Origin of the sequence: Microcoleus sp. AS-A8, assembly GCA_039962225.1 — a bacterium.
Taxonomy (GTDB): domain Bacteria; phylum Cyanobacteriota; class Cyanobacteriia; order Cyanobacteriales; family Coleofasciculaceae; genus Allocoleopsis.
In genome coordinates, this window is the sequence record JAMPKV010000009.1 from 191,254 (window position 1) to 211,926 (window position 20,673).

The following is a 20,673-nucleotide window of genomic DNA, read 5'->3' on the forward strand; positions in this document are numbered from 1 at the left end:
CCTTACTCCATCGCTACTTTGGCTCTATCAGGATAAAAAGCAAATCCCCTAGAACTGAAGCCAGCAGGTTTGTCAATCAGTAACCTGGCAAACGGCGTAGACTAACAAACAGTTATTGAGGTGCAACTATGAAAGTCCTCGTGACAGGTGCTAACGGATTTACAGGCTCTCACTTAGTTAAAGCCTTAGAACAGCGAGGTGATGTTGTTGTTGGTTTAGTCCGCCAGTCTAGCAACCTCGATCGCTTATCGAGTTGCAAGGTGCAATTGGTGTACGGCGACATCAGCGATCGCGAAGCCTTAAAAACTGCCATGGCTGGGGTAGACTGGGTGTTTCACACAGCGGCTTATGTCGAGTTAGGACTGGTTGATGCCGCCAAAATGGAGCGGGTGAATGTGGCAGGAACCCTTGCTGTGATGGAAGTCGCTCAAGCGGCTGCTGTGTCGAAAGTGGTGTATTGCAGCACGATTGGCGTATTTGGCGACACCCAAGGGCGAGTTGTGGATGAAACGTTTCAACGCACACAAACTGACTTTTCCTCCGCTTACGATCGCACAAAATACGAAGCTCAACAAATTGTCGATCGCTTTGCCGCCCAAGGCTTACCCGTCGTGAGTATCCTCCCCTCTGGGATTTTTGGTGCCGATGATCCCCATTTTGGCCCCGTGCTACAGCAATTTCTCAAAGGTGGGTTGAAGGTGTGGGCAGGAGGCGATCGCATTACAGGAATTGTCCATGTGGATGACTTAGTGGCGGCCATGATTTTGGCAGCAGAAAAAGCTCAACCTGGAGAACATTACATCATTTCTGCCGGTGACCTGACGACCCGTGAAATGTTTGGTATCCTCTCTCAAGAAACTGGAATTCCCGTCCCGCGTGAAGCGCCCAAACCCTTAGTTAAATTAGTAGGAAATATCCTCGATCCGATTGGACGTTTACTCAAATGGCAACCTCCCCTTAGTCGGGAACGAGTTCACTATATATATGACCGTTGTGTTCGGGTAGATGCCACCAAAGCCTGCACCGAACTCGGTTGGCAACCTCGATCTGTCGCTCAAACCTTAAAGGAAATTGTGCAAACCCTGACAGCAGAATCCTGAACGCAGCCTTCTGCTTTATTAAGATTAAAAGGGCGGAATAGAAGCTCTAAAATCCCAATCTTGACACAATTTTTCCATCGGGCCAGACGGGTGTATAGCACAAATTAAACCCTCTTTACCATAGTAATATCGACATACATTGCAAGGTTTTGTTTGCTCTAATTTTTCAAGTATTGAATCCCATCTTTTCTGAACCTTAGTCTGATATTGATACGCTAAGGAGTAAGTATAGTCAACGTTCAACGCTTGATTAAAAGCCGTAATCGCATAATCGTAAAGCCGCAGAATTTGTGTGCTGTATTTTGTCCAGGCATCCGCACGGCATTCGTAGAGTTCAATCATCTTGAGGATAGAAATTCCGTATTCTGTCCAAGCCTCAGCCGAGGCACTTTTCGGTAAATTTTTAGTGTCTATTAACACTCGTTTGATCGTATCCAGCAGTTCTTTGGGCTGCCAAGGTTTAGCAACATAGGCTTCTCCATGTTTGATACTCCAGTAGAGAGCCAAATGTTGTCCTTTACCCGTTAGGAAAATGACAGGTATGTTTTGGGTTTCAGGGTTGGCTTTTAGCAAATTGCAAACCCCGTAACCATCCATCCGAGGCATGATAATATCAAGCAACACTAGATCGGGACAATTGGCCTGAATTTGTTCTAGCGCTTCGACTCCATCACAAGCTTGAATGACATTCAGCCCACTCCAGCTTAGCTGATTTGAGATACACTCTCGTTGACTGCGAGAATCTTCAACGACTAAAACTGTACTCATCAATGTCTACCTTTTTACTAGGGGCAATGTTCAGACTAAAGGGTGATGTTCACAGCTATGACTGACGTCATCAGATCCAACTTACCCATTCTGCCTAAGTTTCTTATCAGCAGCTTTCAAACATTGCCTAGAAATTTAGGGTTAGGTCGGTAGTCACTCAGCCTCGCTGGAAAAGCCCTCGCTCAGGGTATCTCAGCTATTGTCTGTATCATCCATTCGCCGATGCAGATCATATTCGGCTGATGCTAATACCGAAAAGCCAACCAATTCTGCACTTGTGCTCCTCAAGTAAGAAGTAAAGCTGATGAACTTTGCTTAACTTTGTTAGTGTTTCCTAAATACCTGCATCACTCAGGGTATGAAATCAAGCTGGAGTTGCTTTTATCTTATAGCTTGGCTGTAGAGTTTGGAATTCCTTTATGAATAACACACAGAAGCCAAAGATAGGTTAAGAAAGCTGGCACAGATTTAAGGCGTCTAAAGGTTGAGCCTTATTGGGGGCTATCAGGATGGATTCTTGATCATCTCTCAACTTATCCCTTGTCACCTTGGCGTCAGTTACACTCTCAAGAACGTAAGGGCTTATGGAGATGAAAAAAGAACATTTTAACGTCTTACAACTCTGGAATATGAGCTTTGGATTTCTGGGCATTCAGTTTGGCTGGGGTCTGCAAATGGCCAATATGAGTGCTATTTTCGAGTATTTAGGTGCCCAAGCTCACGAAATTCCGATTCTCTGGATTGCAGCTCCTTTTACAGGCTTAATTGTACAACCGATTATCGGCAATATGAGCGATCGCACTTGGGGCGCGTTGGGTAGGCGACGACCTTACTTGCTAGTAGGTGCCATTCTTGCTTCTATTGCTTTGATCCTTATGCCTCATTCATCAGCACTGTGGATGGCGGCGGGATTGCTCTGGATTTTAGACACGTCCGCCAATATCAGTATGGTGCCATTTCGAGCGTTTGTGGGCGATTTGCTTCCTGACGAACAGCGAACCCAAGGGTTTGCCATGCAAAGCCTTTTAATTGGTATCGGTTCTGTCTCCGCAGCGGCATTTCCTTGGATTTTGCATCATGTCTTTGGTGTCTCTAATATTGGGAGCAACCAACAAAAAATGCCCCTAACGGTAGAGCTTTCTTTTTATATTGGGGCAGTGCTTTTCTTGGGAACGGTGATTTGGACGGTAGTGACGACCCCTGAATATCCTCCAGAAGATATCAACGCCTTCAAGGAGCAGCAAATACAGCGAGGTGGGATTCTCAATACCTTCAGAGAAATTGGCACCGCTGTACAAGAAATGCCAAGAACGATGCGACAGCTTGCCTGGGTACAGTGTTTTACCTGGCTCGGTTTATACTGCTTTTTTCTTTATTTTCCCCCAGCCGTAGCTCATAATATTTTCGGTGCCATTGACGAGGGTTCGCCGCTTTATTTTACAGGTATTGAATGGGCGGGAATTTGTATTGCAACTTACAATGCGGTTTGCATCGTTTTTTCCTTTGTGTTACCTCGTTTGGCACGAGCCACCAGTCTGAAGCAAACTCATAGCTTTTGCTTACTGTGTGGCGCGATGGGTTTGATGTCACTAGGTGCGATCGCGCAAAATACTTCGACAGATCTCATCGCTAACCAATATTTGTTACTCCTCTCAATGCTGGGTGTTGGTATTGTTTGGGCCAGTGTTTTAGCGATGCCTTATGCAATTTTAGTGAGTTCCTTACCGCCGGAATGCACTGGAATTTATATGGGAATCTTTAATTTTTTTATCGTGTTGCCGGAGATTTTTGCATCCCTTGGCTTCGGCTGGGTGATGCAAAATATTCTCCAGAATGATCGGCTACTCGCTATCGTGATTGGTGGTGGTTTCCTGATTGTTGCCGCTTTACTCATGCAGCGAGTGCAAGAGGAGTCAAGTGAGGAAGACACAGCTGAAGTTGAAGTTTCACAAGACGCGGTGGTGAAGACTTAACAGATAGTTAGAAACCAATCCAACAAAATTTTATTGATTGTAAACATTTACCAGAGTTACAGATTGTCAATGTTGCATTTTAGTAACAAATAAGATGGTTAATCATCAAAAGTGAGATCTTAGACATAGAAAAGTATCAAATTTCACGGAAAAAACGGGTGCAGCAGTTTTTCATTTTTGGATTTTTATTAAGTTTTATACAAAAATGTTTAATACGATGGAGACCAGTACACAGGAGTGTAAAGCTCATTCCTGTACCTTAGCCAAGATATTACCTGTCGGCATATTTCAGACCAATGCCACTGGGCATTATTTATCGGTGAATGAGTTCTGGTGTGAGATGGCTGGAATCACAGTAGCAGAGGCTCAGGGAGACGGTTGGCTGCAAGTCCTGTATCCGGACGACCGGGAACGTGTTTTTGCTGAATGGTACCGAGCAGTACAAGAACACTTGCCATTTCAATCCGAGTATCGGCTGCAACGTCCCGACGGTAAAATGATCTGGGTTTTGGCTCAGGCCGTCGCCGAGGAAGACCACACCGGATCTGTCACAGGCTACATTGGCCTGATTACCGATATCAGCGATCGCAAACGCATGGAGGAGGCTCTGCGGCAGCAATCCCTGAAGGAGCGATTGATGACGGCGTCGCTAGGGCGCATTCGCCAATCCTTGAATCTGGAAGAAATTTTGAATACCACAGTCACAGAGGTACGCCAATTTCTCCAAACTGACCGCGTTTTAATCTATCGCCTTTGGCCCAATGGAACGGGAAGCGCCGTGACAGAGGCTGTAGTGCCTGGATGGCCCGCCGTTTTGGGGCGTACCTTTCCGGAAGAAGTCTTTCCTCTAGAGTCCCACAAAGCCTACTGCCAAGGACGAATTCTGGCTATTTCTGATGTAGAGCCGTCTATAGTATTACCCTGTCTGCTTGAATTTGTACAACAGTTTGGGGTGAAAGCCAAATTAGTGGTGCCCATTCTCCAAGGCGACACACTCTGGGGACTGCTGATTGCTCATCATTGTAGTAGTCCACGTCAATGGCAGCCGTTAGAAATTGATTTACTCCAATCACTAGCAACCCAGTTGGCGATCGCGCTTCAACAAGCGGAACTCTACCAACAAAGCCGCAGGGCGACACAGACAGCTCTGACACAAGCTCAGCAGCTTGAGCAAGCCTTAAGTGAACTTCAGAGAGCACAAGCGCAACTGGTACAACGGGAAAAAATGTCCAGCTTGGGACAACTCGTGGCTGGAGTAGCGCACGAAATCAACAACCCCGTTACCTTTATTTATGCCAATTTGGCTCATGCCGAAAACTACACCCAAAACATCCTGAACTTACTCACGCTGTATCAGCAGCAATACCCTTCCCCTACACCAGAAATTCAGTCAAACATTGCAGCCATTGACCTAGAGTTCCTCATCGAAGATTTGCCGAAGCTACTTTCTTCAATGAAGGTTGGAGCCGAGCGAATTTGTGAGATTGTCGGTTCACTGCGTAACTTCTCTCGTCTTGCTGAAGCCGACATGAAAGCGGTCGATATTCACGAAGGTCTGGATAGTACACTGACCATTCTGCAAAACCGATTGAAAGCTCAGGGCAGGCATCCTGGAATTCAGGTGATTAAAGAGTATGGCAACCTACCCAAGGTCGGGTGTTATGCCGGACAGCTCAATCAAGTGTTTATGAATTTGCTCAGTAATTCGATAGATGCGATCGCATCTCGCTTCGCTGACGATGCCTTGGAAAAGTTAAATATTGACCCTTTGAACGTTGAATGTGACAGCCCTCATCTTGCGACCCCTACAATATCGGAAGATGATTTACCACCTTCTCATCTGTCATCTACAAACCCTTATATTCGGATTCGCACCGAGGTACTGAAAGACCAGCAAGTAGCCATTTGGATTGCAGACAACGGTTCAGGGATGACGGAGCAAATCCAAGCTCGACTGTTCGACCCTTTCTTTACTACCAAACCTGTAGGTGCCGGTACAGGTCTGGGATTGTCCATTAGCTATCAAATTGTGGTCAAAAAACATGGAGGTCAGCTACAGTGCTGGAGCGAACTAGGGCAAGGTACCGAGTTTTTGATCCAGATTCCTTTATCACAGTAGAAACTCCAAACCCGGACGCGCTCTGACTTTTTCGACTGAACAACGACCCAAAGATGTCAAGATATGTTTGATAAATTTTGAGTTACTACATAGTGGGAAATGTTATGGAAAAACGAACAGTTGCTCAAGCCGTAATTGAGGTATTGCAAGCCGCTAAGCAGCCAATGACTATTTCTGATATTACGCAGGCTATCCTCGATAAAAACTTGTATAGTTTCAATGCTCAGGAGCCAAGAGGAATTGTTCGTGGAGCCATTGAGAGACGATGCGAAGGGTTGAATCGAAAAAATTCAATTGAGCCTAAATATTTTAAAAAACTCCCCGATGGAAAGTATGGCTTGAAGAATAAGTGATTGAATTGCAATTTCTAATGTAGTAGGGTGCGTTAAGCGAAGCTGTAACGACTCTATAAAGCTACTAAAATGTGAAATAAATTAATGGGAAATCGCGAAATGATTGACCATGATCGACTATTTAAGGAATTACTATCGACGTTTTTTAGTGAATTTATCGAGCTGTTTTTGCCAGATGTAGCTGATTATATGGAAAGAGAGTCGATTTCTTTCTTAAATCAGGAAATCTTCACGAATATTACGTCTGGAGAGCGTCGGGAAGTCGATTTACTGGCACAAGTGCGGTTTCGGGGTCAAGAGACTTGCTTTTTAATTCATGTCGAAAATCAATCCTATTCCCAAGCTGGATTTGAGCGGCGGATGTTTCATTACTTTGCTCGTTTAGACGAGAAGTATAGCTTGCCGATTTATCCAGTAGTTATTTTTTCTTTTGATACTCCACAACGACTGGAACCTAATCGCTATCAAGTTGAGTTCCCTGACCGGAAGGTGTTGGATTTTAGTTATGTAGCGATTCAGCTCAATCGTCTGAATTGGCGAGATTTTCTCTCTTCACCCAATCCTGTAGCGGCGGCGTTGATGGCGAAGATGAAAATTCACCCAGAAGATAGACCCAAGGTGAAAGCAGAATGTTTGCGCTTGCTGACTACGTTACGTTTAGACTCCGCAAGAATGCAGTTAATTTCGGGGTTTGTTGATACTTACTTGCGGTTGAATGAAGCTGAGGAAGTCGCCTTTGAAGCTGAACTAGATAAAATGGGGTTATCTGAGGAGGAAGAGGCGCGAGTGATGGAAATTGTTACCAGTTGGATGGAGAAGGGAATTCAACGGGGATTACAGCAGGGCTTACAACAGGGATTTCAGCAAGGATTTCAGCAGGCATTAGCAAGAGAATCGGCTTTAGTTTTGTACCAGCTCAAGGAGCGTTTTCCAGGAATTCCCCAATCTCTAGAGGAGGAAATCCGCAGGTTGTCAATTGTGGAAATCGAGTTATTAGGTGAGACGTTATTTAAGTTAGCTAGTGAAACGGCTTTGAGGAGTTGGTTATATGAAAGGGGACTGCGACGGGGAGTTGAAAAAATTGTATTGAGCCAAATCAATCGCCGTTTTGGAACTGTTTCTCTTGATGTAGAAAAGCAGATTCGCCGTTTACCAATTGAACGGGTGGAAGAGTTGGCAGAGAGGTTGTTTGATTTTGAAGAAGAAGAGGCGATGATAAATTGGTTGAATGAGATTAGCGGTCAATCAGTTTGAGGGATGTACTCAGATACAGTCCTCTTTAGAGGACTTTAGCTATGAGCCAGGGATTTAAATCCCTGGCGGGTGTGGGCAACATACCTAGATTTTTACAACACTGGCGGAAGTCCTACATCCCTTGGATTAACAAATTTGCCATTAAATCCCACAGCTTTACCTTCAATCGTTCTTACTTCAGCTAACTCTCGGCGCAGTTCCGCACGCTCCATGTCATCCTCAGTACCAGCGATGATGTAGACTAACAACCTCGCTGCTAAATCCCTACCGGAAACTAATACCCGTTTTTTATTCGGGTCATACAAAACGCCGTACCAGAGAGACTGCGGATTTTCCATGCCACTAAATCCATCGTCCACATCGTACTTTTGGAGTTTTTTGAAAACTTCTTTGAGAGATAATCCCTTTTGGAATATTACAATTCCCAGTGCCTGAGCAAAGGCAACTTGACCCACTGGACGGAATAAAATATTGCCTTCACCTCCATTCTTTTCAAAGCTGAACCGACGCAGTTGAGGCGTTTCTTCCCCGGCTTCTAGTCTTTGATAGCTGGGTAGAGTGGCTAAATGGTTGAAGAGTTGGGTAAATGCTTCGATTCCCTCTTCAAGTTCCTCATCCTCAGGGCGCATGGGAATTAAACCTTTCTTTTCGGCAGGTTTCCAGTGAGGGAATTTGTGTTCCAAATACCGTTCAGACATTTCATCGAGCGCTTGCAGGGTAGTCAAGACGGTTGACTTAGTTGCAACGGTGGCACTATCCCAATTGACGCGAGGATTTCGACCTGCCACTTCTTTTAAGAGAGGATGGCTGACGGCAATTTTTCGGGCAACGATGGAAAATCCATCATTCTCATTGAGTAGGGCAAGCTGTCCTTTGCTTAACCGTAACGCCATGAGGTTGACATGGACAAAGATGGAACGGACTCGCCGCAGTGCTTCTTCACGGGTTTCCCCTTTGCCAACTACTGGAATGAATTCAATGCCAATCTTTTCGTGGGCTAAACTTTGCAGGTAAGCGGGGTCTAATTGATATTCCTCGATGAGGTCGTCACTGGTAATGATGCTGCCTACAGGCTTTTTATATTTGTTGTAGCGCTGGAGTCTACCTGTTTTGAGCAATGTCATCAAACCTTGGACTCCCATCAGTCGGTGCTGACCGTCTAGGGCGAAGATTGAGACGTTCTCTGAAACATCCAAAAGTCCAACGGTTTCGTTTTTGTCCAAGGGCGTGAAATCGGCAGCAGATTTGAGTGCGCGTCCATTTTTATCCCATTCAGGCGCTTTGGGGTTATCTACCCAGGCGGGACTGTGAACGACTAAGACGGCGGGAAACTTATGCGCTTTCCGTGCGGCTAAATACTGGGTGAGAGATGCTTGACGTGACCAATCTAAGGGTCGTTGGAGAATTTCATCGATGGTTTCTTCATCTCTGACAACGTTGTCGGTTTGGGGGTCGAATTTTTGCCGGAAAAGGGGCAGTTGAGAGGCGAAGCGAACGCGACTGTCAAGCCATTCTAAGGTGACGGCACCGATAAAGGCTTCGGTTGCACCCATTTGGGTTTTCTGAACGATGAGTTGGTCGTTGCGGGCGAGATGTCTGTCCAGCAGGAGTGCCAGCGCCTGTCTCTCCTGGTTTTCTCGTTCCAGAATTTGGCTGGCGATGTCAGCCGTTGGGTTGTTGGCGCTGTTCATGGGTTTTATAGGAAGTTTAGCTGGTTTTAAAAAACTACCAATCAGGTATTTTGATGTCAAGTATGGTTTTTAAAAACAGTTGATGTATCATATTTAAGTTACAGGGTTGCATCTTGTGGTTCTTTATCATAAAGAATCTGTCGTGTCAAGCTATTGCAGGGCTTTATCTATACCCCGCAATAGTCGCCACGCATTTGCCCCGCCAGGGATTTAAATCCCTGGCTAATAGGGAAAGTCCACTAAAGTGGACTAAAAACCTGGAAATTTAGTCGGTTTTAACCGACTTTGGCTATTAGACGGGGAATTAATTCCCCGGCGGGGTAACAGCGAAGCCCAGATGCTCCCAGCTCACATCAATTTCCTAAAATAGCGCTACACATCGACCCCCCCAACCCCCCTTATTAAGGGGGGAGCCAGAGGCGCATCTGTAGCAAACATTTATGAAATTGGTATCACATCTACAAAAAACTAACAAGGCAGGGTATTTATGCCTATCCCCTCCTTCGAGTACGTTTTGCCCGTCATCCGAGGGATTCAAGCAGGGCGCGAATATTACGTCTCTATGTGTCCAGCGCGGTATATCCCGAAGCTGTTCGCTGGCAATGACGAAGAAGTGCTGCCGGAAATGAGGGCGCGGCGCACGTCGAACAAGACTCGCGTTCCGGAAATTGCGCGATATATTCTGAACAATCCAAGGAACTATACTTTCTCGGCAATTACGGCATCGATTGATGCGGATATTACTTTTGAGCCGATTGGTACGGAGGCGGAGGCGCGGAAAATTGGACGGTTGAGGGTGCCGATGGATGCACGATTTGCGATTCATGATGGGGAACACCGACGGGCGGCGTTTGAGTTGGCGTTGCAAGAGAAGCCAGAATTGGGGTATGAGACGATCTGCGCTTCGCAGCAGCGCTTCGCTATCGCACTTATTCTGTTTTTGGATATTGGGTTAAAGCGATCGCAACAGATGTGTCTGGATTTAAACCGCAATTCAGTTCCTCTCGATCCATCGCTGACAATTCTTTATGACCACCGGGACGAGAAGGCGAGTTTAGTTAGGGCGGTGATTAAGGAGGTTCCGGTGTTTCGGACGCTGACGGATATGGAACGCAGTACTCTGCCAAGCCGTTCGGGTAAGTTATTTACGCTCAGCAGCATCTATAATGCTACCCTTGCCCTGCTTGCTAATGGTCAGAATGCTGAAGTGAATGAGCAGATTGAACTTGCTGCTGGATACTGGAATGCGGTGACGCGCTATATCCCTGATTGGGATATGGTTTTACAGAAAAAAATAGCTGCAAGCGAGATGCGCCGGGATTATGTGCATTGTCATGCGATCGCGCTTTTAGGATTAGGCAGGGTGGGTGCGAGTCTCATCTCGATTTATCCAGAAGGTTGGGATGAGTATTTGGGAGGACTGGCAGGAATTGATTGGTCGCGTTCTAATCCGGATTGGCAAGGGCGAATTATGTCTAAAGGTGGGATTTCTCAGTCTCAAACGAGTGTGAGTCGGATGACGGCTTACATTAAGAGGTATCTGGGTTTGCCGCTTACCCTGGAAGAGGAACGCTTGGAAAATACCCTTGTTGAAGCAGGAAGGGAGACATGAGTACAGGACAACAGCCAGAAAACCAGCAAGATTTAGCATACTACCGTCAGCGTTTTTGGGAGCTTAATGTAAATAGAACTGAAGAGGGAGAGGCTCTCTACCAACCGATACTGCTCTTATCTGTAATTGATCTAATTGCACAAGGTGTAATAGAAGATAATAATTATATTCCTATCACAGAGGAATTAAGAACTACATTCAACAAGTATAGAGCTATCTTAATTGTTGATCAAAATATTAAGGGTGCTAAAAAATCAAAAAGTAGTTTATCTCTGCCATTTTTTCATTTGCAAAATGAAGAGCATCAATTTTGGCATCTTGACTACAAACCTGAATACCATCGTAGTGTCAAAATAAATAAGAAAAAAACCAATGACGACATAAGAAAATCAATTACGCAACTCAAAAAATATGTGAACCACGCCTTTATAGAGGAGGATTTGTTTAATTTAATAAAAGATGAAAAGTCAAGAGAGGAATTAGTTGATACGCTTGTAACAAGATGGTTTTCTTCAAGTGAAGATAAAATAGAAAATCTTTTGAAAGCCAATCAATCTTTTCATGATTCTATACAGAAGGAAATAAAAAAATTAAGTAACGTTGGACGCAGTGAAAAAGTGCAAAAATTTTATTTCAGTAAAGCAGCAGCTAGAGAGGCAGTTTTTGGTAAAGCAGTTGTAGGAATTTATGATTACAAATGTGCTTTCTGTAGATTGAAAGTGACCAATTCTCTGAAGCAAAATATTGTAGATGGCGCACATATTGAACCATTTGCAATATCATTTAATAATCAAATAAATAATGGAATATCCCTCTGTAAAAATCATCATTGGGCTTTTGACAAAGGCTGGTTTAGCATAACCAATAATTACAAAATTATTGTTGCTAACGACTTGCAGGAAGAATCGCCCCATACGCGAGAAATGCAAGAGTTTAACGGTGAAAAGATTCTCTTGCCAGATTCAATAAAATACGCTCCCGATCAATATTATCCAAGCGACAACTCACTCGAATGGCACCGTAAAAAATGGGGGTTTCAAACATGACAGAAATGCAGACATCACTATTTCCACCACGCACTGTTGCCGAGTTAGTAGAAGATATACAAAAGCTAACTGAAGAAATCCAAGAGTTATATAGTCAAGACGAAACACCAATCGTTATTGGCTGGAGTGGCGGAAAAGATAGTACCTGTGTTCTACAACTTGTATGGAATGCGATCGCAGCCCTGCCACCAGAGAAACGAACTAAAAAAATTTACGTTATCACGACAGACACGCTGGTAGAAAATCCGATTGTCTCTGCTTGGGTACGCAAATCTCTAGAGCGGATGAAAGCTGCTGCCCAAGATCAAGGACTACCCATAGAACCCCATCTACTCTCTCCCGCAGTCAAAGACACATTCTGGGTTTGCTTAATGGGCAAAGGCTATCCAGCACCTAGAAATCGTTTCAGGTGGTGTACTGAACGCCTAAAAATTAAGCCTGCTGACTCTTTCATTCGTGAAGTAATCAGAACTAAAGGTGAAGTGATTCTTGCCTTGGGTACTCGGAAGGATGAAAGCATTAAACGGGCTGCAACAATGGCTAAACATAGACAGGGGCGAGTGCGAGATCGCCTGAACCCTAACCCTAGCCGACCTTGCTCCCTGATTTACGTTCCTATTGAAGACTGGCGTACTGATGAAGTCTGGATTTACTTGAATCAGTGGAAAAACCCTTGGGGAAACAGTAACAAAGACTTATTCACCATGTATCGAGGTGCGACAGCAGATAATGAATGCCCCTTAGTGGTAGATACTTCTACCCCTAGCTGTGGCAGTTCTCGTTTTGGTTGTTGGGTTTGCACGATGGTTGATAAGGATAAATCGATGGAGGCGATGATCCAAAATGATGACGAGAAGGAATGGATGCAGCCTTTACTCGATATCCGCAATGAATTAGATGTTGAGGACGATCGCCCTAAGAGAGACTTCCGCCGCATCTATGGTAAAGTCGAACTTTTTGAGCGCAATGTTGACGGTGAAATGTCAGTTGAACCAGTTCCCGGCCCCTATACTAAATACTGGCGGGAACATTGGTTAAGGCGAGTCTTAGAAGCACAAACCCAAGTTCGCCGCACCGCACCCCCAGAAATGCGCGATATCACCCTCATTACCCATGAAGAACTGAGTGAAATTCGCCGCATCTGGTTAGAAGAAAAGCACGAGTTCGACGACAGCTTACCCCGCATTTACGAAGAAGTCACAGGCGAACCCTTCCAAGACACTCGTCCCAGTGCAGAACGGAGACTACTCGGCAGTGACGAGTGGACAGTGTTAAATGAAATCTGTGAGGATGAAATGCACCTAGAACTCATGGCGAGACTGCTAGACACAGAAAACCAGTATCACGCAAAATCCCGGCGCGGTGTCTACGACAGCCTGGAGAAATGCTTTGCCAGCAGTTCTCGTTCTAAGGATGAAGCAATTGAGAATGCCCACTATCAAAGAAATTTGAAAAATACCGTCAAAGCTCTAAAAGATGATACGGCTGAAATTCACGAGGTTAGACAACTGTTCGAGCAAAGCGATCGCGACGAAGCAAAGCAGCTTAATTTAAATTGGGCAAGCTTGAAATTCTCAAGCAAAAACTCAGATGAGGAAAATTCGGACGATTAGCCTTATTGAGTAAGCTTACATCTTGCACTACCCCACTAACCCACCAGGGATTTAAATCCCTGGCTAATAGATAAAGTCCTCTAAAGAGGACTAAATGGTAGCAAGAAAAGAGTTTCAGTCCATTTTAATGGACTTAATCTATGAGCCGGGGAATTAATTCCCCGGCGGTTGAGAGCGTTAGGGACAAAAGCTCAATCAATAAATCCTTCAGCTAGGGTGCCAACGTTTTGGAGAATCATCTTGATTCGTCGCCTGTTCCAAAGACGCGATCGCAGTTCCATTTAAATGATGTGCTTTCTGATTCTTCACAGAATCAACCGCTTGCTCCAGTTGCTTGCCTCCCAGCGAAAATACACCATATCCCTCCTGCCAACCAAATTTATTTAAAGAAGCTGACAAAGCCTGATTTAGATGATGAGCGCTGCTTCCTTTAATCTTTTTGGTAAAATCAGCTATTGCTAGCTTTGGGGGAATAGAAACTACCAAATGAATATGATCTTCAACACCACCAATCGCATGAACAATACAACGAATATCATCAGCTTTAGCAATAATATAACGGTAAAGCTCATCCTCTCTATCAGAATTAATCAGAGGCTGACGCTCTTTCGTCGCCCAGACAAGATGATAGTAAAGTCGCCAAAGAGCCATTTAGGTTATTGTTGGGGTTTTCCCTAAATTTACACCATTTATCAATTTGACACTCACAGCCTTTAAACTGGTACTTTGTATCTTGCAACCTTCTCTGTAGATAGCGACCCCCACCGTGGAATTAATTCCACGGCTAATAGATAAAGTCCACTTAAGTGGACTAAAATCCACGCCACTAAACATTTAGTCCTCTGAAGAGGACTTTCCCTATGAGCCAGGGAATTAATTCTCTGGCGTTTAACAACGCAGCTATACTCCCCAGCCCTTAGATTTTGCTGTCTATATTTATCCATATTTATAACCATAAAATTTTAGATTAAAAAGCTATTTCATCAGTACCATATAATATAATGGCATAACTAGATTTTCTCTAAATAAACTGCCTCTTATTTAAAGTGATATTTCTTGAACTCGTCCTGCAAAATTTTGGCCCATACCTTGGCAAACAAGTTATCAATCTCCGTCCAGAAATTGATGACGCCACTCGCCCAATTATCCTGTTTGGCGGCATGAATGGCGGCGGTAAAACAACGCTTATGGATGCCATTCGCCTCGCTCTCTATGGTTCTCGCGCCCAATGTTCCACACGCGGCAATTTAAGCTATCCCGACTTCCTTACTCAGTCTGTCAACCGCAATACGCCACCCACAGAAAAAGCCCGAATTGAATTAGCCTTTGAAGTCATCCAAGACGATAGACCTACTACCTTAAGAGTGGTCAGATATTGGACAGCAGACCCCAAAGATGGCAAAGACACATTAGGTGTCCTCATTGATGAAGAATGGCCTGATAAAGCCCTAGCGAATACCTGGGACGAGTATATTGAAAACTTACTCCCGTTAGGGATTTCCAACCTATTTCTCTTCGACGGTGAACAAGTCAAAGAACTTGCCGAACTCGAAACACCACCCCCCATTGTCGTTGGAGCCATTCAATCCCTATTAGGCTTAGAACTAGCAGAACGCCTATCAACAGACTTAGATATTCTAGTCAGCCGCAAGCGCAGGGAAATCGCCAGCGCCAAAGACATCGCAACTTTAGAAGAAATTGAACAAAAACTGCATCAACAAAAAGACGAATTAGAAGCTGAAACGCAAGAATTATCTGGTCTTAATGCCGAATTACAACGAGCAGAAGAAAAACAGCACTTAGCCCAAGAAAAGTTCATCTATGAAGGCGGTAAAATTGCTAGCGATCGCAACCTACTCCAAAGCCAATACAAAGACCTAACCGCAGAGGCAGACGACACCCGTCAGGCAATGAGAGAATTAGCGGCGGGTGCCTTACCATTAACCCTAATTTCACCCCTGCTTACTCAAGCTCAATCCCAAGCCGAAACAGAAAGCCGTATTACTCAGCGGCAGATGGCACAGGATGTCTTAAAAGAGCGCGCTCAACGCCTATTGGATTATATTACCCAATTAAAATTAAATGCCAAACACCTAGAAAGAATTAAAACATTCCTAGAGGGAGAAAATCAAGAACTCGAACAAGAAATTGCCGCGAACAAAGAACCCTGGTTACTAGCTGATAGCGAGGCTTTAACTCAACTAGAGAATCTCATTAAACATGACCTAAAATACAGCCAATATAAAGCCACTAAAAAACAGGAAAATCTCAAAGAACTCGAAACCGAAATTGATTTCTTAGACCGACAAATTGCTACTGCTGCATCGCCCGAAGCTTACGAACAGTTGAAAAATGCCGTTAAAGAGGCACAAAACGAAGTCGCAAAAGCCAAAGCCGCCCATGAAAGCGTAAATCGCCGCTGTGAGGAATTAAAACGTGCGATCGCAAAAACTAAACAAGACTTAGAAGCCTATGCAGAGGACAATATCAAACTGAGAAATAATCAACATATTATCACCTCTGCCGCCAAGGTCCAAGCTACACTCAAACTCTTTAAAGAGCGATTAACCCTCAAAAAACTGAATAAATTAGAAATAGAAGTAACAGAGTGTTTCCGCTATCTCCTGCACAAATCTGACTTAGTACATCGGGTTGCCATTGATACGAGTAGCTTTAGCCTTTCCCTGTACGACCTCTCTGGACAACTCGTTCCCAAACATCGCCTTTCAGCAGGGGAAAAGCAGCTACTTGCGATCGCATTTCTCTGGGGACTCGCCCGCGTCTCCGGACGCCACCTCCCGATCGCGATCGACACACCCCTCGGACGCCTCGACTCCTCCCACCGCACCAACCTGATTGATCGCTACTTTCCCGCCGCCTCCCATCAGGTGATTCTCCTGTCCACCGACACCGAAATCGGCAAAACCGAAGTCGAACGCCTGAGAGAAGCAGACGCGATCGCACGGGAGTATCTCTTGAAATACGACCCCACCAAGCGCCAAACCAGCGCCCAGTTGGGTTACTTTTGGTAAGTAGATTAAAGGAAGCGAATCAAAATCCCTTTTTATCACTGAGTCGATCGCCCCAAAGCGCCAAACAATTGTTGAGCCTGGTTATTGTTGGTAAGAGGTAACCTATTCGATTTGGGATTTAAAATTGCTCACACCAAAGCTTGTGTTGGCTGGGCAGATTTTAGGAGTCATAGAGTTTCACTTTAACAGGATTACCAATTATCCTAGAAACTCTATCAAATCTTATTTCCATCGTATGTCCGAACGGGGTTTACAAAGAGTAATCGATCGCATTGCCGGCACTCTCGCCAGAGATTTCTTAGTGCAAACAACCGTAAACAATTTAAGGGAGGTTCTTAACGTTGATCGTGTAGTCTTGTATTACTTTTATGATGAGTGGGAAGGACGAGTGACTATTGAGTCTTTAAGTTCTGAACAGTTTTCGATCCTCGGCTCCAGCGGCCCCGACGAGTGCTTTAATGACGAATATGCCCAAATGTACCGAGAAGGACGGGTAAGAGCGATCGCAGATATTGAAACAGAACCCATCCATCCTTGCCACCGCGATTTCCTCCGAACAATGCAGATTCGTGCTAATTTAGCCGTACCTGTTTTGCAGGGCGAAAAGCTATGGGGACTGCTCATTGCTCATCACTGCCAAGATATTCACTCTTGGTTACTATCGGATATTGAGGTGATGCAAAAAGCCGCAAAAACATTAGCCATGACTTCTGCAATTCAACAGAGCTAATACTAACAGGTCATTGATCAAGTAAAAATTAATGACCAATAGGGTGCGTGAGGCGCATAGTGTTCAGCAATTTCTCTCAATTGTGCAACTTTCTGCGCCGTAACGCACCTTGAATAAGCCAAATTTACGGTTGCACTTGAGCACCGTGAGTCCGAGGGTCATCTTGACTGGTTTTGGTTGTAGAGACGGGGGCGTCAAAAGCAGAAACCTGTCCGTTAGCTTGAGTATAAGGTAGAGGAAGAGCGGCCACTAAAGCCTCTAAATTAGCATCCATGATGCTCCGAGGTTGTTCCCCAATAGCTTGAGCGATCGCTTTTCCATCTTCCCCAAAAAACACAAAATGAGGAATACCATCCACCCGATAATTGAGGATTTCTGGTAACCATTTGCTGTTATCTACATTCAACATCACAAAATTAACGCCATCCCCATATTTATCTTTGAGTTCCCCCAAATCGTTCGCCATCGCCTGACAACTGGTACACCAGTTAGCATAGAACTCCATGACGGTTGGCTTGCCATTGCTCAGTGCCACTTCTAAGGGGGTAGATGCCTCTGCTTGGACATCCAGGGAAGTCGCACCCGTTTGGGTTTGCGTTCCTAAAAATAGGGCAATACCGAGGGCAAAGGCAACCAGCGTGATCAAAAAATTTCTCAGGCGTTGACCAACAGTGGTTTCAGCCATCTGAGGGGAGGTTGGTGCAGAATCAGGTGTATTCGTAGCCATGCTTAACTGAGCTTATAAACTGTTACATTTCACACACACTTTAACAAGACGATGAAAAAACGGGTAACGCTAACCTTTCCTAAACGCACCGTTCACATGCCAGTGACTTACCGACTGGCAAAGGATTTTAATGTAGCGGCAAATATCATCCGTGCCCAAGTAGCGCCGAATCAAATCGGGACGTTAGTCGTGGAATTATTGGGGGATATTGATGAGTTAGATGCTGCGATTGAGTGGATGCGATCGCAAGACATCAATGTGTCCCTAATAGGACGCGAAATTTTGATTGATGAAGACAGTTGTGTCGATTGTGGCTTATGTACAGGTGTTTGTCCCACCCAAGCGCTGACACTTGACCCAGTGACATTCAAACTCAACTTTACGCGATCGCGTTGCATTGTCTGCGAACAGTGTATTCCTACCTGTCCGGTTCAAGCCATTTCTACTAATCTTTAAATTTTGAACTTCAGATTAGGAGTATGGCTACCCGCTTAAGCCGGGACAGATCGGTTCATAGGACTTAGGCAAAGCCTCTACAAACAACTGTATGGCATTCCTGGAAAAGCCGGAAAATTTCAAATCCCAAAAATCTCTATTAGGGATGATTACTCTACCTTTGAAAACGGCTATTCTGACTACAAAGCTATACGCCTATTGCAGGCTTTCGTGGCCTGGCGATTGCTGTTGATCGGGTAGATGCTTGTATCGAGCCGCTGACCCAGTGTCAGAACATGTAAGTGAGCGTGTTTTGCAGCTAAAACAGTGATCGAGGTTCTGCTTCAACGACTAAACCTGCCACAAAAAGCAGCTCATCATCCATTCATCGGCACGAAAGCTTAACGATTGTTATTGTTGTTATTTAACAGTGGTCGCACGATTAAAAAGCCTGTGCCAAAGGCTGTTAATACAATCAGTAAGATAGCGACCAGTAACATCCAACCACTGACATCAGGGAACCCCTCGGAATGCTGAGTGCGGCGAGGACGCTCCTCTTGTTCAATCACCACCGTCTCTCGGTAAGGGGAGGGAATCGGTTCAGGAGCCTGAGGAGGGGGTGCAAATTCCTCTTGGATAGTGGTCGCCCTAGGAGGCGGCGGAGGCGGTGCAACGGGGCGGGGTTCGGGTGGCTTCGGGGGCTGAGGTCGAGGAATCTCTACCTCATTCACGGAGCCAAAAGACGCCACAATCTGCTGGAGATGCTGAGCAGACTGAACAACTTTTTCGACTTGTTGTCGCAGTTGTTGATTTTGCTGGACTAACTGCTGATTCTGAGATTTTAGGGATTCTACCGTCTCCCGTGCGCCTTGTAACTCAGCCGCGAGTTCTCGATAGACTGAAATAGGGACAGATGGGCTGTATGGATTGGAGTTTTTTTTGCTGTAACGGTCAGTTGGGGGGGTTTGCATAGAAGGATTAATCTAAAAATGACAGGTTATGGGTATCGCAAACTTCTGTAAGGTCACAATAGTGGAATTATGAGTCCAAGCTCAGCAATTTTTCCAGAAATTGACCATCTATTCAACCTTACTCGTGCACCCCGTTTAATTTTGAGGGCTAGGAGCGCAATAAGGGAAAAAAGTGTCCCACTGGCCCTGTTCCCTGACCAATGTCTAAGGCATAGTTTAATGCCGTTGTGACATAATCCTTAGCGCATCGCACCGCCGACACCAGATTTTTTCCCTGTGCTAGATTGGCCGCGATCGCACTACTGAGCGTACAACCTGTCCCATGGGTATGGCGGGTTTCCACCAGCTCCGTTTTCAGGATAGTTAGCTCTTGACCATCAAACCAGACATCAACCCCGCGCAGGTTGCCTGTCATTCCTCCCCCTTTGACGAGGACAGCCGTCACCCCCAGTTGATGAATGCGTTGGGCTGCCGCTTGCATATCCTCTAGGGTATTAATAGCTAAACCACTCAACATCTGGGCTTCGTAGCGGTTCGGCGTGACAATGGTTGCCAGGGGCATCAGAACATCCCGTAAACACTCTACAGCCGGATCATCAATCAATTGGGCACCCGTTCGGGATACCATCACCGGGTCTACCACCAGGTTATCCAAACCTAAGGTTTTTACCTGGGTCGCCACGGCCTGAATAATGTCCTGATTGAGTAACATCCCAGTTTTGGTCGCCTGGACGCCGATATCGCTGACTACCGCCTCGATTTGGGCAACCACTGCCTCTGGAGGCAGGGCATCCACGCGCGACACGCCCTGAGTATTCTGTGCAGTTATACAAGTCAGGGCACTGGCACCGTGTACGCGGTGAAAGGCGAATGTTTTTAAATCTGCTTGAATCCCAGCGCCGCCGCCGCTATCAGAACCAGCTATTGTTAGGGCAACGGGTACGCTTGATTGAGTTTGACGGGTCATATTAAAGAATAAAGACCGATTTTAGCTATTTCTTATTCCAGCCCATAGCTATAGATGACATCCAGGTATCAGAGCTTGTAAAAATACGAATCTGGGCGAATGCACTACAGAGGAATTTTGTACCCTAGTGAAACGCTTAGGGTGATAATACCTCGATTTTGAGTTTCAAAGCCCGATTCAACGTTAACAGTAGATGACGTACCTGAACCAACACAATTTTTTAATCAATTTTCAGCTTCGAGGAACTTGTATTCTCCTCAGTTTCTACTCAAGGTTAATCAG

The 20,673-nt window shown here is 45.2% G+C and carries 17 protein-coding genes; 11 read left to right on the top strand and 6 right to left on the bottom strand.

Annotated elements, in window-relative coordinates:
• Nucleotides 1–128 precede the first annotated feature (128 nt).
• Entirely contained in the window at nucleotides 129–1,100 is a 972-nt protein-coding gene (locus tag NDI48_16350) for an NAD-dependent epimerase/dehydratase family protein (protein MEP0832746.1), read from the top strand.
• A 24-nt stretch (nucleotides 1,101–1,124) separates the two neighbouring features.
• Here the strand turns inward: NDI48_16350 and NDI48_16355 are convergent, their stop codons facing one another.
• Complete coding sequence (locus NDI48_16355) at nucleotides 1,125–1,868, bottom strand: response regulator (GenBank protein ID MEP0832747.1); 744 nt, start codon at nucleotides 1,866–1,868, stop codon at nucleotides 1,125–1,127.
• A gap of 590 nt (nucleotides 1,869–2,458) precedes the next feature.
• On the opposite strand from NDI48_16355, the gene NDI48_16360 reads away from it, so the two are divergent.
• The 4 genes from NDI48_16360 (at nucleotide 2,459) to NDI48_16375 (ending at nucleotide 7,567) form a co-directional block, all read left to right on the top strand.
• On the top strand, nucleotides 2,459–3,841 hold the full coding sequence (locus NDI48_16360; protein ID MEP0832748.1) for an MFS transporter: 1,383 nt from the start codon (nucleotides 2,459–2,461) through the stop codon (nucleotides 3,839–3,841).
• A gap of 205 nt (nucleotides 3,842–4,046) precedes the next feature.
• Entirely contained in the window at nucleotides 4,047–5,960 is a 1,914-nt protein-coding gene (locus tag NDI48_16365) for a GAF domain-containing protein (GenBank protein MEP0832749.1), read from the top strand.
• 104 nt (nucleotides 5,961–6,064) lie between these two features.
• A complete protein-coding gene (locus NDI48_16370) occupies nucleotides 6,065–6,313 on the top strand; it encodes a winged helix-turn-helix domain-containing protein (GenBank protein ID MEP0832750.1) in 249 nt (82 codons plus the stop codon).
• Between the two features lie 84 nt (nucleotides 6,314–6,397).
• The gene (locus tag NDI48_16375) at nucleotides 6,398–7,567 is read left to right on the top strand and encodes an Rpn family recombination-promoting nuclease/putative transposase (protein ID MEP0832751.1); all 1,170 of its coding nucleotides are present in this window, start codon (nucleotides 6,398–6,400) and stop codon (nucleotides 7,565–7,567) included.
• A gap of 92 nt (nucleotides 7,568–7,659) precedes the next feature.
• Here the strand turns inward: NDI48_16375 and NDI48_16380 are convergent, their stop codons facing one another.
• Nucleotides 7,660–9,258 (bottom strand): DGQHR domain-containing protein, encoded by a 1,599-nt coding sequence (locus NDI48_16380; protein MEP0832752.1) that lies wholly within the window; start codon nucleotides 9,256–9,258, stop codon nucleotides 7,660–7,662.
• A 487-nt stretch (nucleotides 9,259–9,745) separates the two neighbouring features.
• Between NDI48_16380 and dndB the strand changes: the two genes are divergently transcribed.
• From dndB to dndC, 3 genes are read left to right on the top strand one after another with little or no spacing between them, the layout of a single operon-like run.
• On the top strand, nucleotides 9,746–10,870 hold the full coding sequence (gene dndB / locus NDI48_16385) for a DNA sulfur modification protein DndB (protein MEP0832753.1): 1,125 nt from the start codon (nucleotides 9,746–9,748) through the stop codon (nucleotides 10,868–10,870).
• Entirely contained in the window at nucleotides 10,867–11,916 is a 1,050-nt protein-coding gene (locus NDI48_16390; protein MEP0832754.1) for an HNH endonuclease, read from the top strand. The genes dndB and NDI48_16390 overlap by 4 nt, the downstream gene beginning before the upstream one ends.
• Entirely contained in the window at nucleotides 11,913–13,529 is a 1,617-nt protein-coding gene (gene dndC / locus NDI48_16395) for a DNA phosphorothioation system sulfurtransferase DndC (GenBank protein MEP0832755.1), read from the top strand. Before NDI48_16390 ends, dndC begins: the two co-directional genes overlap by 4 nt.
• Nucleotides 13,530–13,736: 207 nt before the next feature.
• Here dndC and tnpA read toward each other — a convergent pair whose 3' ends face one another.
• Complete coding sequence (tnpA, locus tag NDI48_16400; GenBank protein ID MEP0832756.1) at nucleotides 13,737–14,180, bottom strand: IS200/IS605 family transposase; 444 nt, start codon at nucleotides 14,178–14,180, stop codon at nucleotides 13,737–13,739.
• A 395-nt stretch (nucleotides 14,181–14,575) separates the two neighbouring features.
• On the opposite strand from tnpA, the gene dndD reads away from it, so the two are divergent.
• Together dndD and NDI48_16410 are read left to right on the top strand one after the other, a co-directional pair.
• Complete coding sequence (dndD, locus tag NDI48_16405) at nucleotides 14,576–16,561, top strand: DNA sulfur modification protein DndD (GenBank protein MEP0832757.1); 1,986 nt, start codon at nucleotides 14,576–14,578, stop codon at nucleotides 16,559–16,561.
• Between the two features lie 235 nt (nucleotides 16,562–16,796).
• Nucleotides 16,797–17,291 carry a GAF domain-containing protein gene (locus NDI48_16410; GenBank protein ID MEP0832758.1) on the top strand — a complete coding sequence of 165 codons (495 nt, stop codon included), beginning with the start codon at nucleotides 16,797–16,799 and terminating at the stop codon, nucleotides 17,289–17,291.
• 124 nt (nucleotides 17,292–17,415) lie between these two features.
• On the opposite strand, the gene NDI48_16415 is transcribed toward NDI48_16410, so the two are convergent.
• Nucleotides 17,416–18,018 (bottom strand): thioredoxin family protein, encoded by a 603-nt coding sequence (locus NDI48_16415; GenBank protein MEP0832759.1) that lies wholly within the window; start codon nucleotides 18,016–18,018, stop codon nucleotides 17,416–17,418.
• 51 nt (nucleotides 18,019–18,069) lie between these two features.
• On the opposite strand from NDI48_16415, the gene NDI48_16420 reads away from it, so the two are divergent.
• Nucleotides 18,070–18,474 (top strand): 4Fe-4S binding protein, encoded by a 405-nt coding sequence (locus tag NDI48_16420; GenBank protein ID MEP0832760.1) that lies wholly within the window; start codon nucleotides 18,070–18,072, stop codon nucleotides 18,472–18,474.
• Between the two features lie 380 nt (nucleotides 18,475–18,854).
• On the opposite strand, the gene NDI48_16425 is transcribed toward NDI48_16420, so the two are convergent.
• Nucleotides 18,855–19,424: a hypothetical protein gene (locus NDI48_16425; GenBank protein MEP0832761.1), complete on the bottom strand. Its 570-nt coding sequence runs from the start codon at nucleotides 19,422–19,424 to the stop codon at nucleotides 18,855–18,857.
• A gap of 148 nt (nucleotides 19,425–19,572) precedes the next feature.
• Nucleotides 19,573–20,391 (bottom strand): bifunctional hydroxymethylpyrimidine kinase/phosphomethylpyrimidine kinase, encoded by an 819-nt coding sequence (gene thiD, locus NDI48_16430; GenBank protein ID MEP0832762.1) that lies wholly within the window; start codon nucleotides 20,389–20,391, stop codon nucleotides 19,573–19,575.
• Nucleotides 20,392–20,673 lie beyond the last annotated feature (282 nt).